Origin of the sequence: Pseudomonas sp. 8O (assembly GCF_902506495.1) — a bacterium.
Classification (GTDB): Bacteria; Pseudomonadota; Gammaproteobacteria; order Pseudomonadales; family Pseudomonadaceae; genus Aquipseudomonas; species Aquipseudomonas chaetocerotis.
Genome location: NZ_LR733264.1, coordinates 587,758 through 602,515 on the forward strand (window position 1 = coordinate 587,758; position 14,758 = coordinate 602,515).

The 14,758-nt window shown below is 58.6% G+C and carries 16 protein-coding genes; 7 read left to right on the forward strand and 9 right to left on the reverse strand.

The window, feature by feature from the left end; genetic code table 11:
• Positions 1-19: 19 nt before the first annotated feature.
• Complete coding sequence (locus GV002_RS05580) at positions 20-1,411, reverse strand: FAD-binding oxidoreductase (protein ID WP_160017422.1); 1,392 nt, start codon at positions 1,409-1,411, stop codon at positions 20-22.
• A gap of 216 nt (positions 1,412-1,627) precedes the next feature.
• Between GV002_RS05580 and GV002_RS05585 the strand changes: the two genes are divergently transcribed.
• Together GV002_RS05585 and GV002_RS05590 are read left to right on the forward strand one after the other, a co-directional pair.
• Positions 1,628-1,744, forward strand: coding sequence for a DUF1289 domain-containing protein (locus GV002_RS05585; RefSeq protein ID WP_160018882.1), 117 nt, complete (start codon positions 1,628-1,630; stop codon positions 1,742-1,744).
• A gap of 67 nt (positions 1,745-1,811) precedes the next feature.
• A complete protein-coding gene (locus GV002_RS05590; protein WP_160017423.1) occupies positions 1,812-3,893 on the forward strand; it encodes a TonB-dependent receptor in 2,082 nt (693 codons plus the stop codon).
• Positions 3,894-4,102: 209 nt separating this feature from the next.
• Here GV002_RS05590 and GV002_RS05595 read toward each other — a convergent pair whose 3' ends face one another.
• Positions 4,103-4,798, reverse strand: coding sequence for a GNAT family N-acetyltransferase (locus tag GV002_RS05595; protein WP_160017424.1), 696 nt, complete (start codon positions 4,796-4,798; stop codon positions 4,103-4,105).
• A gap of 202 nt (positions 4,799-5,000) precedes the next feature.
• Between GV002_RS05595 and GV002_RS05600 the strand changes: the two genes are divergently transcribed.
• Genes GV002_RS05600 through GV002_RS05610 form a run of 3 tightly spaced genes read left to right on the forward strand, consistent with a single transcriptional unit; the run spans position 5,001 to position 5,684 of the window.
• On the forward strand, positions 5,001-5,336 hold the full coding sequence (locus GV002_RS05600; RefSeq protein ID WP_160018883.1) for a hypothetical protein: 336 nt from the start codon (positions 5,001-5,003) through the stop codon (positions 5,334-5,336).
• The gene (locus GV002_RS05605) at positions 5,320-5,508 is read left to right on the forward strand and encodes a DUF1289 domain-containing protein (protein WP_160017425.1); all 189 of its coding nucleotides are present in this window, start codon (positions 5,320-5,322) and stop codon (positions 5,506-5,508) included. The genes GV002_RS05600 and GV002_RS05605 overlap by 17 nt, the downstream gene beginning before the upstream one ends.
• 14 nt (positions 5,509-5,522) lie before the next feature.
• Positions 5,523-5,684, forward strand: coding sequence for a DUF1289 domain-containing protein (locus tag GV002_RS05610; RefSeq protein ID WP_372241816.1), 162 nt, complete (start codon positions 5,523-5,525; stop codon positions 5,682-5,684).
• Positions 5,685-5,734: 50 nt separating this feature from the next.
• Here the strand turns inward: GV002_RS05610 and GV002_RS05615 are convergent, their stop codons facing one another.
• From GV002_RS05615 to GV002_RS05630, 4 genes are all read right to left on the reverse strand, one after another.
• On the reverse strand, positions 5,735-6,136 hold the full coding sequence (locus GV002_RS05615) for a hypothetical protein (RefSeq protein ID WP_160017426.1): 402 nt from the start codon (positions 6,134-6,136) through the stop codon (positions 5,735-5,737).
• A gap of 21 nt (positions 6,137-6,157) precedes the next feature.
• Positions 6,158-7,093, reverse strand: coding sequence for a hypothetical protein (locus GV002_RS05620; protein ID WP_160017427.1), 936 nt, complete (start codon positions 7,091-7,093; stop codon positions 6,158-6,160).
• 164 nt (positions 7,094-7,257) lie between these two features.
• Entirely contained in the window at positions 7,258-7,824 is a 567-nt protein-coding gene (locus GV002_RS05625) for an isochorismatase family protein (RefSeq protein WP_160017428.1), read from the reverse strand.
• A gap of 14 nt (positions 7,825-7,838) precedes the next feature.
• Positions 7,839-8,243, reverse strand: coding sequence for a MerR family transcriptional regulator (locus tag GV002_RS05630; protein ID WP_160017429.1), 405 nt, complete (start codon positions 8,241-8,243; stop codon positions 7,839-7,841).
• A gap of 84 nt (positions 8,244-8,327) precedes the next feature.
• Here GV002_RS05630 and GV002_RS05635 point away from each other — a divergent pair, with 84 nt between their 5' ends.
• Positions 8,328-9,143: an aminotransferase class IV family protein gene (locus GV002_RS05635; protein ID WP_160017430.1), complete on the forward strand. Its 816-nt coding sequence runs from the start codon at positions 8,328-8,330 to the stop codon at positions 9,141-9,143.
• Between the two features lie 62 nt (positions 9,144-9,205).
• Here the strand turns inward: GV002_RS05635 and GV002_RS05640 are convergent, their stop codons facing one another.
• Complete coding sequence (locus GV002_RS05640) at positions 9,206-9,667, reverse strand: Bro-N domain-containing protein (protein WP_160017431.1); 462 nt, start codon at positions 9,665-9,667, stop codon at positions 9,206-9,208.
• A 1,074-nt stretch (positions 9,668-10,741) separates the two neighbouring features.
• Between GV002_RS05640 and GV002_RS05645 the strand changes: the two genes are divergently transcribed.
• Complete coding sequence (locus GV002_RS05645) at positions 10,742-11,731, forward strand: hypothetical protein (RefSeq protein WP_160017432.1); 990 nt, start codon at positions 10,742-10,744, stop codon at positions 11,729-11,731.
• A gap of 268 nt (positions 11,732-11,999) precedes the next feature.
• On the opposite strand, the gene GV002_RS05655 is transcribed toward GV002_RS05645, so the two are convergent.
• Positions 12,000-13,007, reverse strand: a complete 1,008-nt coding sequence (locus tag GV002_RS05655) for a DUF3644 domain-containing protein (RefSeq protein ID WP_372241817.1) — start codon at positions 13,005-13,007, stop codon at positions 12,000-12,002.
• Positions 13,008-13,117: 110 nt separating this feature from the next.
• Complete coding sequence (locus tag GV002_RS05660; protein WP_160017435.1) at positions 13,118-14,368, reverse strand: ribonucleotide-diphosphate reductase subunit beta; 1,251 nt, start codon at positions 14,366-14,368, stop codon at positions 13,118-13,120.
• Between the last annotated feature and the right edge of the window lie 390 nt (positions 14,369-14,758).

The window sequence follows — 14,758 nt, forward strand, 5'->3', positions numbered from 1 at the left end:
GTTGAACCGCGATTTCCAATCAGCGGCCAGTGGGCTGAAGGTAATAGGCATCCCACAGCTTGTTGCGGAATTTGTTGGTGGGATCGACGCGCCTTTTCAGCGCGAAGAATTCCTCGGCGCGGGGATAGGCTGCGAGAAATTGCTCGCGGCTGGCGTGGATCTGATAGGGCAGGTAGTAGCTGCCCTGGTGGGCGATGGCGAGGTCGATCAGCTGTCGTGTCCAGTCGCCTACGGCGGCGCGCTCGCTGGGCGAGACGCCCTGTCGGTAGTAGATCACCAGTGCGAAGGTGTCTTCGCGGGCCCAGGCCAGCAGCGTACCCGGGTCGGCCTTGGCATGGCGGATGGAGATATTGGCGACCTTGACCTTGTGCGCTTTGAGCACCGCTTTCATCCCAGCGACGAAAGACTCCAGTTGAGCTTCGGGAACGAAATACTCCTGTAGCACGTAGCTGTAGTCAGGGCCGGAGATTGGCTGCAGCTCGCGCACATCCAGGCTGGCCTCATGGTTGCGCCATTGCACTTGCGGTCGTTTGAGCAGCAGCGGGTCAACGACGCTTTCACGCACCTTCGCACCGCCATTGCTGCTGGCCACTGCCAGCGCGGCGCGCATGGCCTTGTAGTCGCGGTCCAGCGGTACCAGGCGCTGCGTGACGGTCAGCGGCGCGTCCGTACGCAGGTAGGACACGGCACGAACGCTGTCGTAGTCGTCCGTATAGAGAATGCCGTTGTGCATCACCATGTCCGGGTTATCGACGACCTGGCTGGCGAAGAACTGCGCATAGTCGCTGAGCGGCATGAGCTGCGTCTGACGCACCAGCTTGCTGTTCTCCACCAGCGGCAAGGTGGCTTCGACGATGACGCCGAGCCCGCCGTAACCGCCTATGGCGCCATGGAACAGCTCGCTGTTGTGCGTCGGGCTGGCCTCCACCACCTGACCGTCGGCCAGCACCAGGCGTAGCGAACGAACGCCGAGCACCAACGGCCCCTGGCCGACGTAACGGCCATGGGCGTTTACGCTCAGTGCGCCGCCGACGGTGAAGTTGGCGTAGGACTGCATGATCTGCGGCGACAGGCCGTGCGGGTCGATGTATTCGAGCACGTCGCGCCAGGTGATGCCGGCCTGCACGCGGATTTCCCGGCGCTGCGCGGAAAACTCCAACACCTTGTTGAACTGGCGCATGTCCAGTTGCAGAGCCTGCTCGGTGGCGGTCTGCCCACCCATGCTGTAGCGCCCGCCGCCAATGGCGATGGGGCCGGAATGCCCGCGCACTGCCTCGACGATCTGCTCCAGTTCGGTAGGCGCCAGCACCTGTGCCACCTCGATGGGATTCATGCCGGTGACGTCGTTGACGGTCTCGGTGGCGTGCGCGTAATGGCACAGGAACAGCAGTAGGACGAGGGCGAGGCGCATGGAGCTTCCTTGTTCGCAGCGGAAAACGGATTGCCTTGGCGATAGTGCGTCGTGGCGTGTTCAGGTGGCAATCGCCAATGGCCACTTATGTGCTGCAGTGCGAGTGGATAACGCTTTTTTCAGCCGTGTGTTCCCTCGGTTCATCATCGTGGCGCAGCGCCAACCGGCTGCTGTGCTGCCCGCTGATTCGGCCAGCTCAACAGCGAGCTATGCGTCATTTACGGGCGCACGGGCGAGGAAATTCGTAACTGGCGGGGCATGAAACGGGCCGAGAAGATGGCCACCGAGCAGAAAGCGGCAGCGTGGGTGGAGATGCTAAAGAAATACTTCTAGATATCAAATGAAAAGAATTATCATGCGCGCCCGTTAATCAATCACCACTGTCTGGATGCGTGCTGAGATGTTCTCCCTTTCACGACTAACCCCTGTTTCGCTGGGCTTTTCCGTTCTACTGACAGCCGGCTTCGCCTGCGCCGCCCCGGCTAATCTGCCTGAGACCGTGGTCTATGGCGATGTCGACGAGGAAGCCGATAACCCGCGCGTCAAGGAGGTCAGTACCGCCACCCGCACGGCCACGCCGGTGCGTTACGTGCCTCAGGCCATCGACGCGCTGAAGACGAGCAATGTGCTGAACTATGGCATCAACGATCTGGGCAAGGCGCTCAGCGGCCTGCCCAACGTCAGCAGCGGGGCGGATACCCGTTTCGACAGCCTGCGCATTCGTGGCTTCGATGCCAGCAACGACTTCTACCTGGACGGCGTGCGCGATGACAGCCAGTACGTGCGCGACCTGCATAACATCGAGCGCATCGAAGTGCTCAAGGGGCCGGCAGCCGTACTCTATGGGCGTGGCAGCCAGGGCGGTATCGTCAACCGCATCAGCAAGGCGCCCGAGGCCGGGCGCCGCTCCACGCTCGAGGCACAGGGCGGCAGCGAAGACCTGCGCAGCCTGTACGCCGACCTCAGTGCCGACCCTACGGACACCATCAGCCTGCGCCTGAACATGGGCAATCAGGACAGCAACAGCTTCCGTAACGGCGTCTCCAGCCATCGCCAACTGTTCGCGCCGTCCATGAGCTGGCAACTGGCGCCTGAGCTGAACTGGCTGGTGCAATACGAATACAGCCGCTTCGACCGCACCCCGGATCGCGGTATTCCCGGCGTTGGCGGGCGCCCGGCGGACGTCAAGCGCGGCACCACCTATGGCGACGACCGTGATTTCATCGACGACAAGACACAATCGCTACGCTCCAGGCTCACCTATGAGCTGGGCGACAACTGGCAGCTACGGCAGACCACCAGCCTGTTCAAACTCGACAGCGATTTCGACAACACCTACCTGACCGGCTTCAACGCCAGCACTCAGCGCGTGACCCGGCAACGCTGGCAGCAGGATCTGCGCACCCGCAACCTGTTCAACAACCTGGAGGCTGAAGGCACTGTCGATACGTTCGGTTTCGAGCATCGCTTGCTGACCGGTGTGGAAATCGGCAGCCAGCGCCGTGACCCGAAACTCTACAGCGCAGGCCAGGCCGTACCCGCGCTCGACCTGTACAACCCGGATCGCAGCCAGAGCCACCGGGGCGCCATGGCGCTCTCCAGCAACAACCACAGCGAAGTCGAAAGCCGTGGCCTCTACGTGCAGGATCAACTGCGCATCAACGACCAGTGGCAATTGCTGGCCGGCCTGCGTTACGACGAATTCGAGGTGGCCACCACCAATAAGCTGCGCAACCTCAAGGAAGAGCGCGACAACCACGGCCTCAGTCCCCGCGCCGGTATCGTCTGGACGCCGCTGCAGCATCACTCCTTCTACGCCTCCTGGAGCAAGACCTTCTCCCCGGTCGGCGGTGGTTTGATCGGCATCACCCCGGGCGCCTCGGGCAATGGCAACGAACTCGACCCCGAACAGACCCGGCAGAAGGAAATCGGCGTCAAGAGCGACTGGCTGGACGAGCGCCTGAGCACCACCCTGGCCGTGTACGAGCTGGAACTTTACAACCGCCGCACCCGCGACCCGAACGACCCGACCCTGACCATTCTTACCGGCCTGCAGCGCTCGCGCGGTATCGAACTGACCGTAACCGGTCAGCTGGTTGGCAACTGGTATGTGCGCGGTGGCATCGGCCTGCAGGACGCCAGCATCGTCAAGGACAACAACGGCCTGGAAGGCAACCGCGTCAGCAACGTCGCCAAGCGCAATGGCAGCCTGTTCATCACCTGGAAGCCCGAGCTGGGCTGGTACGCCGAAACCGGCGTGATCCTGGTGGGCGAGCGCTTTGCCGACAACCAGAACACCACCGTACTGCCTGGCTATGGCGCGTGGGACGCCCTGGCCGGCTACCGCCACAAGGACTGGGACGTGCGCGCGGCGCTGAACAACATCACCGACCGCACCTACTACAGCTCCGCCACCAGCGCCGGGCAGATCCAGCTGGGTGAGCCGCGTAACCTGGTGGTCAGCGCCAGCTACTCGTTCTGACCGGGCCAGAGCCCCTGTCGTAATGCTTTATCAGCGTTGAACGTCGAGACCGAGCAACCCCTGGTCCGCGCAGTGCGCGGGCCGACCTTCGTCACATTCGACCCAGACGGCCACCGACTGCGTGTGTGCATGCGCGATGTCGGCTGGCCGCCGCAGGTGATGGCGCTCGGTGTTTAGTGAAGCCCCCACGCCTGGCGTGGGGCATCGCCTCAATGCAGCGCGCGTGAAGGCAGGCGCTCAGCGACCAACTGCTGAGCCTGGAGGGCGAGCGCGTCGAGGTGTGTGTCACGCTGTTTTTCCGCCTGTTGCATGGCGCGCTGGCCGTGCTGCTTGAGCAGGTAGGCGTGAATCTGCCTGACCTCCGTGGAGGCAAACACCGGCGCCAGGTCGGCGACGGCCACCATGCCGCTGGAGCGATAGTCGCGGCTGCTCATCACCACCAACGCACCCTGAGCGGCCAGCACCTGCAAGCCCAGGGCCTCGAACAGCGGCACCTTGTCTGCCACGCAGGCCAGCTCCAGGTGCGGGCGTCGCTCCAGCACGCGTTGCAGCAGCGCCCGGCCGATGCCCTGAGTGCGATGCTCGCTGAGTACCGCCAGATAGGCGAGGGTGCAGGCGGCGGCATCGTCCGGGCTCGGCAGATACAGGGCAAACCCCAGCACACGGGCCGGGTCTTCATCGTCCAGCGCCAGTAGCAACTGCACGGGGCCTTCGGCCTCGCCGTTCATGGTCTGCAGGTGCAGATGCAGCTCATAGCCGATCACGTACTGGTACAGCTGATACAGCGGATTGCTTGGCAGCAGCGGTACTGCGCTGACATCGGCGAAGTAGTCCACCACCATCTGCTGCACCTGGCTCTTCAGTGACTCGGGCGGCGGGCTGCTGAGGTGGGAAAGGGTGAACATCGGTATATGGTCCGCTGGAAAATGCGTGGGCCGTGGATTGTAACCTGCGGGCCGCCTTGCTCGGGCGCGATGATCGCTCTCGCGCTCGGCGTTGCCCTGCGTCGCGGATGCCATTGTTCGACCTCGATCCATCTGTTCCCTCTGGCCGTTGAGCGCCTCGGGTAACATGGCGGCGCAGCGAACTCGGACCCAGAAGAACCTTATGCCATCGCCAAAACGAAAATACTCAGCTGTGGAGCGCGAGCTGATCCGCACCCTGACCCTTGCCTGTGAAACGGCAAAAAGCGAAATCGTCGGCTTCCGGTGGCTGACCCATGACGTGGACTACGAGCGGTTTCCGCAGAGCCTGCGCGTGACCTGGATGTTCGACAGCGAGGCGAGCAGGGCGCGCGCACTCGCCAGTGCGGACAAGGCGCGAATGTTGGCGCTGACGCAAGCCGCTTTCGATGAAGTGGGCATCAGCGTTTCCAGCATCGCTGAACACGTGGCGTTTTCGGTCGAGCAGCCGGCGAGGGGCAAGCGTGGCCAAGGACATTGAGAATCCCTGCGTGTCGCTGTGTCAGCTCAACAGTGAGTTGTGCGTCAGTTGCGGGCGCACGCGCGAGGAAATCCGCAAATGGCGCGGCATGAAGCGCCCCGAGAAAATGGCCACCGTGCAGAAAGCGGCGGTACGGATGAAGGCGATTGCCAAGAAGAAAAGCAAGGGCTAGCGATCAATCCCTGCGTGTCGCTGTGCCAGCTCAACAGCGAGCTGTGCGTCAGTTGCGGGCGCACCCGCGAGGAAATCCGCAAGTGGCGGGGCATGAAGCGGCCCGAGAAAATGGCCACCGTGCAGAAAGCGGCGGTGCGGATGAAGGCGATTGCCAGGAAGAGAGGCAAAGGCTAGCGAGTAATCGGCGACTACAGCGCAGTCTGGAAGACGATCTGTTCGACGCGCTATTCAACGATACGCAGGTTGTAAGTGCGCTCGGCGCGCAGCCCCACGCACTGCGTTCCATAGGTTCCCACCGAAATGTGAACCTGATAAAGGCCAGCCTGGGTCGGGATTCCCGCGACCAGGGCCTGTGCTTCACGATCCTGATGCCCGATCCGCAGGCCTGCCGGCAGCGGCGTCTGGTCGCTGATATAGAAACCATGAACGGGCGTTGAAGCGTTGGTGATTTCGATGCGCTGTCTGTAAGGCACTCCCACTTGGCCGTCCGGCAAGTGCTCGGGCAGGAGTCGAGGCTCTACCCTGGCAGCGCAGCCGGCGAGGGTACTTCCGAGCAACAAGGTCTCGCAGCCGGCGAGCAGAGCGCAGAGCAAGATGCTCGATAGTGTTCTAAGCAGCATGAACATCCATCACACCGCCCGCACGTATCAGCGGGCCTGTTCGCCGAAGAGATAGTCCACCGCAACGAGTCGATCCAGCGAGTTGCCGTAATGAAAGGTGAATGGTCGTCCGGCAGCGATGACTCGCTCCAGGCAGACCGACTCGAACTGGCCAAGGTCGGTGGTGGTCGCACCGCCGCTGTGTACGACATCACCCAGCTCACCGAAGAAGAACACCAGCTCATCGGCTTGTTTGTTACGGGCATTGGGGCTGGTGATCAGCTTGTATGCGTAGTGGCCATCAGCGACTGCCTGATCGAGATCGCTCTTTCCGATACGCATGGACGAAGGCAGGCGGAAACTCTGCAGCCCCAGAAGTTGATTGAGCATGCTGGTGCTGCTGCTCTCGCCAGGGAGGTTCAGCTGGTAATCGATGTGCGGCAGGGGGCTTTCCAGCCCCAGCGTGACCTGGCAGCGCACCTGGCTGGATTCGTACAGGCGGATACCTGGCTTTTCCTGCTCCTGATAGGTCAGGCGCGGCGTGTCGAAGGAGCTGATGCGGCTGGTGAATAGCGGGCGCATCTTGTTGGCCTTCTCCTGCAGCATTCGCGCGGCGTCGGAGAGGGGACCACCCTCGGCCTGCTCTGGCTCCTGCTGCTTGATGTGCAGCCGCACCTGTTGCGCCTCGGTGCGTGCTTTGAGCACATCGTTGAAATAGGTGGTCAGGCTGGCTTGCTGTTGCTGGCCCAGGACACCCTCCGGGAAGGAGACGGCCACCACCTTGCCGCTGTCGCGCGTGCTGAGCGCTGCCTGGCTGCCGTCGATGCCTGCGTTTTTCAGGCCATCGAGGATCGCGTGCTCATATGCGGCGTCAATTCCCCAGCCACTGGTAACGGGCTGCTCGAAATGCAGCACCAGGCGTTCTTCCTTGCAAGCGCCAAGTAATGCCAGTGAGCCAAGCAGCATGATGCGACGAACGTTCATTGGACCTCTCCTTAGGTCTGAAAATGGGCTGCGCATGATACCGCTCGTCTCACATCGGGAAAGGGAAGCGCTCCACGACTGTGGCATTGCCGCGAAGCGTGGAGAGGATCGAATCGATTAGAGGAGGGGGCTAGGAAAATGAATCTGTTCTCTTTCCTGCAACTTCATAGGCTGAATTGTGCGATCACATCGTCTGATGACATGACCTCGGCATATTCGGCGCCCAGTATGGCCAACGTCAGCTCGTACACAGTCGAAGCATCCCAGCAGGTTCCACCTGGTCCTGTTACAGGTACGGCGGTTGTAGCATCTGACGGGAGGATGATGCTGTACCCGAGCGCTTTGCCTGCGCGGATGGTGGCATCCATGCTGTTATGGATCACAACGCCCGTCAGCACGATGCGATTTGCGTTCATGCCCTTCAGCGCGGCATCCAATTGGGTGCCTATGAACGCGCAGTTTTCATTCTTGATGATGACGGCTTCGCCCTCTATCGGCGCGACTTCCTGTTTGATGCCATTCCAGGGGCCGTGAACGTAATAGCTGGAGGTGGGCGTCTTTTCATCGTGCTTTACGTGAAGAACTGGCCAGCCGTTTGATCGCCAGAATTGCAGGAGACGTTGGATGACGGACAAGTAACCGGGATGACTTTTACCATCCCATACGGGCTGGTCGATGGCGTCCTGAACGTCGAGGATGATCAAGGGGATTGGGCTGGGCATGTCCGGCATTTGACGTCGTCTCCTTACGATGAAGGCGTAGCGTGCTGCAGTGTTTTTCTATCAACAACCATGGCAGTCCCGAGCTCAACTTCCTGCAGAAAGCTCTCCAGAATCTTGCGGCTTTGCGCCAGTTCTGCCGCTTTCTGATCGGCCACGCGGATCTGTTCGTGCAGCACGTCACGCAGCTCATCGCATGGCTCGAAGGCGAGGCCTTCGCCTCTCACGCACGGCAAGAACTTCAAGATGGTCGCCAGGGTCATGCCGGCTGCGCCCAGCAACCTGATGCGTTCGACCGTGCGTAATTCTTCCAGGGCGTAATCGCGGTAGCCGCTGGCTGTGCGCCTGGGCTTCAGCAACCCTTCGGTTTCGTAGTAACGGAGCATTCTCACACTCACGCCAGAACGCCTGGATAGCTCACCTATTTTCATCGCTTGCTTCGCCTTGACTCTGACAGTGCTGTCAGGGTCGATGATAGGGGCTCGATCAATCGAGCACCATCAGGAGCCGTTCTCATGGCGATTCACCCGAACCCCTATCCGTCCTACATCGATGGACAACCCGTCGGCGCTTCACCGCTGAACCCGCTGGCTTTCGCCGGTTTTGCCCACTTCACCGCGATGCAGGTCAGACGCTCCAGAATCAAGGGGCTGGATCTTCACCTGCAGCGGCTGCGTGATGCCTCTCTGAAACTCTTCAACCGTGCGCCTGCTGAAGCGTTGCTACGGTCGTACATTCGCACCGCGATCGAAGAAGGCGCGAGCGACCAGTCACTGACCGTCACCGTCTTTTCACCTCACGGCGAATTCACGGCAGAGAGCATGGAGGTTGAACCTGCCGTGTTCGTACGCACGGCCGCGCCGTCCGATGGGCCGCAAGGTCCGTTGCGATTGGGTGTCATCGAGCATGAGAGGCCGCTGGCGGCAATCAAGCATGTCGGTGAAATCGGCAAGACCCATTACCTGCACCAGGCCATACGCGAGGGTTTCGATGATACGGCCTTCGTCAATCAACGTGGGCACCTGAGTGAGGCCACGATCTGGAACCTGGCGTTCTGGGATGGTGAGACGGTGATCTGGCCTGAGGCCAAGATGCTCAAAGGCACCATGATGGGCATGGTTCAGCGTCAACTTGCCCGCCTTGGCGTGCCACAGCGTTGTGAAGTCATCACGCTCGAGCGGGTGAAAGAGCTCTCTGGTGCAGCCGTGATGAACTCATGGACACCGGGGATTCCGGTCACCGCCATCGCCGCTCATACGCTCGCTGAGGCAGGGCCGTTCATCGAGCTGCTGCACAAGGCCCACCAGGCTGAGCCGGCCGACTTGCCCTGAGATTGGCGCAATGCGGGCAGGGTGGATGACCCTGTGTCCATCCACCCGCTGAGTGGCCATTGTCAGGCAGGACGGTAAGGCATCCACGTGTCGCCTTGCCAATGCAGCAGCGACAGCCCCTGGCGGTTCTCGCGCCTTGGGTGGTGCCCGGCGGGTCGTTCGGCTTCGCGCAGTATCGGCACCACGTCGGCGGTGATCCAGCGGCGGATGCAGCGGTTCTCCGGGTGGTAGTAGTGGATCAGTGCGGCATAGACGCCGGATTCGCTGATCAGCCGTGTCGTCTCCGGTTGGCCGTGGGTGTTGAGCACCACGGCATCGAGTAGCTGGTCGGCCTCGAGCGTGCGTGTGGCGCGTTCGTCCAGATGGGGCTGGCCGATCAGCCGGCCAAGATCCGTTGCGCAGAACCAGCATTGCCGTTCGATCAGCTGCGCGCGCAGTTGCCTGCGGTGGCGGGTGAAGGTGTGGGGGATCAGGATTTCGTTGGGAAGGGCGGGGATTGCGGGTGATACGGGTTGAATCGACATGTCCATTACCTCTGGAAGCTTTCTTAGGGCTTGATTGGAGTCGGGAGCTAAGAAACCCACCAGAGACGGGCCGGACGTATTCCCCTTTCGGGTCTTGTATTAGCCCACTCCCGACAGCACGGAGTTTTTCTGCGGGCGTGGCAAAGCCGCGAACGCAAAAAAGCCGCATAGCTATCGGGTGCGGTATACCGCTCTGGTAAGGCGTTTCTTAGGCGCCGTCGTCAGGGTAGGGGAAGTGTGCGGAAGTGGTCAAGGATGGCAAGATTTGTAGGGTGGATGACGCTTTTTTTCATCCACCATCAGCGATTGTCCGGCTACTCGCTACGGAGTGAACCCGCCGCTGATGTGGTGACTTGGATACCGGTTCCGCTCTTACAGCGGCTTACTTTTGGCAGACGCCCCAAAAGTAAGCAAAAGGTCTCTGCCCCTGCCATCCGGCCCGACTTCGTCGGGTTCCCTCGCTTCATCGTCGTTCCAGGGGCCCGCCGCGAAGGGCCATCCCTGGCCCATCGCGGCTCTCGCGGCATCCATGCCGCTCAACCCCTTACACAACGATTCCACTCGGCCTTCTGATGGGGCGTTTGGCGTCGCTTGTGAGATTGGTACTACAGAACCTATGAGCCAAAGCATTGCGGCAAGGCCGCAATGCTTTGGCTCTGCTTTTTGGATTTGCCTACACGGACAGTTCAGGCGACTCGGTTTCCGAATCCCGTCAGGAGGCCGAGTGGAGGTGCTGTGGAGAGGGGCGTTTGGCATGGATGCCAAACGAGGAACGATGGGCCAGGGATGGCCCACCGTGACGACCCTCGGAACAGCGCCGGAGCGAGGGGAGTTGAGCGCAGCGAAACCCGGATGTCGGGCGCGCTTTCTCTTTGGTTACTTTCTCTTTCGCGCGAGCAAAGAGAAAGTGACTCGCCGTAAGGGCGAAACCAGTAGAGGAGGGTGACGTAGAAAATAAATCTGTCACCTTTCTTCAGGCTTCGTATGGCTGCTACGTGCAAGGGGCGTTAAAGGTGCGTTAAATTTGCGAGCAGCAGTGCATACACCAGCAAGCAAAGGTCAGGGGTACATGAGATGGGCTGGAACGACTACATAGATGACTCGCCAAACGCTGGTGAATATCAAAATCTACCTGAGGAAGCTCGTAGTGAGCATTCTTCAGTTTTTGATCCTGACAATCGCTGGATTCAGAACGCCAGCCGAGAGGAACAAATTATCGCTATGCGGTCATGGTTCCTTCTGCGCTATGAAGATCCGGCTAACTGTACCCCTTACGAGAGCCGAGAAGGTGGGTATCAGTTCATCTGTGGCGGGCCATATGATCCCAATGAGGTGATACAGGAGCGTTTCAGCGAATACGTACCTTATGAGGTCATGGAAAATGTCATCTCAGAGTTGCATGGCATGTATGGAGATGAGTGGGCTGGCATTGATCACGGTGATGATTGGGAGGAAGAGTTTTACGATCAAGCCCTCTCATTTGAAATCATAGCGCGTAGCGATCCAGAGCTGATGATCAACAATCGTATCGATGACATCAGGTCAATCTTGAGCGGTACACCCGAACATCTACATCATCTCATCGCACCAGTGTGCTTCGGTTCAGTCATCACCGCCTTAGAGTGCTATTTGTGGGATACGGCTAAGTATTGGTGTGATAACGAGGAAAGCGTCCTACACAAATTCCTCAAAGATAATCCGGACTTCAAGAATCAAAAATTCACCATTGCTGATGTGCTTGAGCAGGCCAAGTCAATGGAAAAAATCAAGGAAGCCCATGATTTGCATTTGCAGACGTTCGTGTGGCACCGCCTTGATAAAGTTAAGCCGATGTTTATGAGCGCTTTGGGGATTCAATTTCCCGAGATTGAAGAGCTAATGCGAGCTGTGATCAAACGCCATGACGTCGTTCATCGCGGAAGTCGAGACAAAGACGGGGTAAGCTTTGAAGTCAGTACCGCTGAAGTAGAAGAGTTGATTAACACTGTTCTATCGTTCTCACAGGCGTTAGAGGTAGAGTTGCATAAAGCCTTTCCACCAGCCACATTGCTTTTTCTACCTTAAACTCTCCTGAAACTCCCCATCTGATCTGATGCCGCCATTCTGGCGGCATGAAAACACTCCTCGCACTCAATATCGACCTCTCCGCCGCGAAGATCCTCGGAACAGCGCCGGAGCGAGGGGGAGTTGAGCGCAGCGAAACCCTGATGCCGGGCGCGCTTTCTCTTTGGTTGCTTTCTCTTTCACGCGAGCAAAGAAAAAGTAGCTCGCCGTAAGGGCGAAACTGGTAGAGGAGGTGTACGGAAAAATAAATCTGTCCCCAATATCCCAATTAGTCGTCATCATTTGGCGCTTTTATTAGTTGACGATTGTAATGCTTGTCAAATTCCTTGAGTATATTTGGGCTATAGAATTTCTTTTTTTGTCCTTTCTCATTGGAGGGGTCTAATAGTCTTGTTTTACATAGCTTTTCGTCTTGTTCGAGAGCTTTCTTTAGAGCGTAGAAATCTTTGTTGAAACTAAAGTTTGTGTAGCGATTTGTTAGCTTTGCTTTTAAGTTATTGAAGCTCAGAGGATATCTGTCCATGATGCTCTCTTCTTCTATTCTTATTGGGGTTGCATCTTCAGATCGACTCAAGCGAACCTCTGCGTTTCCTTTCTCGGTATTTTTATGTAGACGCATGTCTATCTTTACTAATAAGCTGTAGTTGTCCCCTTCTTTGCTTGGGTTCTTCATTGCGTCGATCATTGAAAGTAGCTTTTTCTCCTGCTGGGAAAGAACTATTCCTTCAGCTACTCCGAAATTTCTTACAAAAGCCAGTGGCATTAGAAAAATATGGTATTGGGAGAAGTCTACACCAAACCATTGCCGGGCTAGCGCTATGTAGTTCACCAGAGAGGCTGTTGCTATTTCTTGTATCTTAAGTTCTACGGCGCCTGTCTTGTTGACTAGGTGTATGGAGTTGTCTCGAATCTCCGTAAGAAGTTCTAGGTTTGAAAATACTGCTTGTGATATGTCATCTTTGTAATCGTTTTTTAGCTTGCGGCATGCCTTGTAAAGCCCAATGGATACTGGGTTTCCCGATCGGTTAAGTTTTCTATATTTTTTCTGTGACTTATCGCCGTTGGCTAGGGTTCGCTTTTCATACTCAAAAATCGAGCTGACTTTGTTTTTCTCAAGTTGAAGGATGCGGGCCTTGAGAAGTAGTTCCCAGCTATTAATGGCTAGGATGGAAAAGGTTTCTTCACGATAGAAGAAATTTGGTTTGTTGTAAGTTTCGATGGCCGCGAGCATCGCGTCTATGGACTTTTTTAGCAGTAGCTTTGACCTGGACTGCATTCGCGTACTCCAATAAAAAAGCCCCGCACTAGGCGGGGCTTTCTATTCAAACTTCAACCCCAACATCCCTGGCAGGTGTAGGGTCAATTTACTCTGATGTCAGCGAGCCATCAATCCCAGCTCAACGCCCCACCAGTCTGATACTCGATCACGCGGGTCTCGAAGAAGTTCTTCTCCTTCTTCAGGTCCATGATCTCGCTCATCCACGGGAAGGGGTTGGTGGTGCCTGGGTACTCTTCCTTCAGGCCGATCTGGGTCAGGCGGCGGTTGGCGATGAATTTGAGGTAGTCCTCCATCATCGCGGCGTTCATGCCCAGTACGCCGCGCGGCATGGTGTCACGCGCGTATTCGATCTCCAGCTGGGTGCCCTGCAGGATCATCTGGGTCGCTTCGTCCTTCATCTGGGCGTCCCACAGGTGTGGGTTCTCGATCTTGATCTGGTTGATCACGTCGATGCCGAAGTTCAGGTGCATGGACTCGTCACGCAGGATGTACTGGAACTGCTCGGCGGTGCCGGTCATCTTGTTGCGGCGGCCCATGGAGAGGATCTGGGTGAAGCCGCAGTAGAAGAAGATGCCTTCCAGTACGCAGTAGTAGGCGATCAGGTTTCGCAGGAACTGGCGGTCGGTTTCCGGGGTGCCGGTCTCGAACTTGGGATCGGAGATCGAGCGGGTGTACTTCAGACCCCAGGAGGCTTTCTTCGCGACGCTCGGGATCTCGTGGTACATGTTGAAGATCTCGCCTTCATCCATGCCCAGCGACTCGATGCAGTACTGATAGGCGTGGGTGTGGATCGCTTCCTCGAAGGCCTGGCGCAGGATGTACTGGCGGCACTCGGGGTTGGTGATCAGGCGGTACACGGCCAGGACCAGGTTGTTGGCAACCAGGCTGTCAGCGGTGGAGAAGAAGCCGAGGTTGCGCATGACGATGCGACGCTCGTCTTCGGTGAGGCCGTCTGTGCTCTTCCACAGCGCGATGTCGGCGTTCATGTTCACTTCCTGCGGCATCCAGTGGTTGGCGCAACCATCCAGATACTTCTGCCAGGCCCAGTCGTACTTGAAGGGTACGAGCTGGTTGAGGTCGGCGCGGGCGTTGATCATCTGCTTGTCGCCGACCTGTACGCGCGCGGAAGCGCCTTCGAGGTCGTCCAGGCCTTCCTGGATGTCGAGGTCGTTCAGGGCTTTCTTGGCGCGAGCGATGGCCTCGGAGTCGTTGGCGTCGACGGCGCGAGCCTGCTCGACCGAGCCGGCAGCTTCGCTGTCGAGCTTGTCGAAGTTGGTGCCGGCGCTCTGTGCGTTGGCGTTGCTTGCGGCGGCTGCTTCTGCGCCGTCTTCCTTGTCGAATTCATCCCAGCTCAGCATGGCTTGGCTCCTGCGTGAGGGCCGGTGAATAAACCGGCCTGTATGGATATACAGATAATTTGAATTATGTTCCGTTGCGTGATGCGCGCAAGGGTGAAACGGGTACCACTGGTCAGCAGACGGTGGATGGCTGGCTGACCGTTGCCCCTCGACCCGGAGGAGGAGGGGCGGGAATTTGGTGGGGAGCGGTGGCCCTGTAGGAGCGGATTTATCCGCGAGCTTCGCGGCTGAAGCCGCTCCTACGGAAAGAGCCTTCCCTCTCCCTGGTTCGATCTGTGTGTTGCTCTAGCTTTTAATCCAGCTATCGAGCGTGCAGCTGAGCGAGTGAGCGCTAGGCGCCTGGTAGGTCGGAGCCCCTGAGCGTACGCATGTACGTGATGGGGGCCGGCC

Bases quoted from the DNA above. Each gene is read 5' to 3' on its own strand.
- GV002_RS05645 (WP_160017432.1), top strand. From the start codon at position 10,742: ATGGGCTGGAACGACTACATAGATGACTCGCCAAACGCTGGTGAATAT.
- GV002_RS05590 (WP_160017423.1), top strand. From the start codon at position 1,812: ATGTTCTCCCTTTCACGACTAACCCCTGTTTCGCTGGGCTTTTCCGTT.
- GV002_RS05600 (WP_160018883.1), top strand. From the start codon at position 5,001: ATGCCATCGCCAAAACGAAAATACTCAGCTGTGGAGCGCGAGCTGATC.
- GV002_RS05655 (WP_372241817.1), bottom strand. From the start codon at position 13,007: ATGCAGTCCAGGTCAAAGCTACTGCTAAAAAAGTCCATAGACGCGATG.
- GV002_RS05580 (WP_160017422.1), bottom strand. From the start codon at position 1,411: ATGCGCCTCGCCCTCGTCCTACTGCTGTTCCTGTGCCATTACGCGCAC.
- GV002_RS05660 (WP_160017435.1), bottom strand. From the start codon at position 14,368: ATGCTGAGCTGGGATGAATTCGACAAGGAAGACGGCGCAGAAGCAGCC.
- GV002_RS05625 (WP_160017428.1), bottom strand. From the start codon at position 7,824: ATGCCGGACATGCCCAGCCCAATCCCCTTGATCATCCTCGACGTTCAG.
- GV002_RS05640 (WP_160017431.1), bottom strand. From the start codon at position 9,667: ATGTCGATTCAACCCGTATCACCCGCAATCCCCGCCCTTCCCAACGAA.
- GV002_RS05635 (WP_160017430.1), top strand. From the start codon at position 8,328: ATGGCGATTCACCCGAACCCCTATCCGTCCTACATCGATGGACAACCC.
- GV002_RS05615 (WP_160017426.1), bottom strand. From the start codon at position 6,136: ATGTTCATGCTGCTTAGAACACTATCGAGCATCTTGCTCTGCGCTCTG.
- GV002_RS05595 (WP_160017424.1), bottom strand. From the start codon at position 4,798: ATGTTCACCCTTTCCCACCTCAGCAGCCCGCCGCCCGAGTCACTGAAG.
- GV002_RS05630 (WP_160017429.1), bottom strand. From the start codon at position 8,243: ATGAAAATAGGTGAGCTATCCAGGCGTTCTGGCGTGAGTGTGAGAATG.
- GV002_RS05620 (WP_160017427.1), bottom strand. From the start codon at position 7,093: ATGAACGTTCGTCGCATCATGCTGCTTGGCTCACTGGCATTACTTGGC.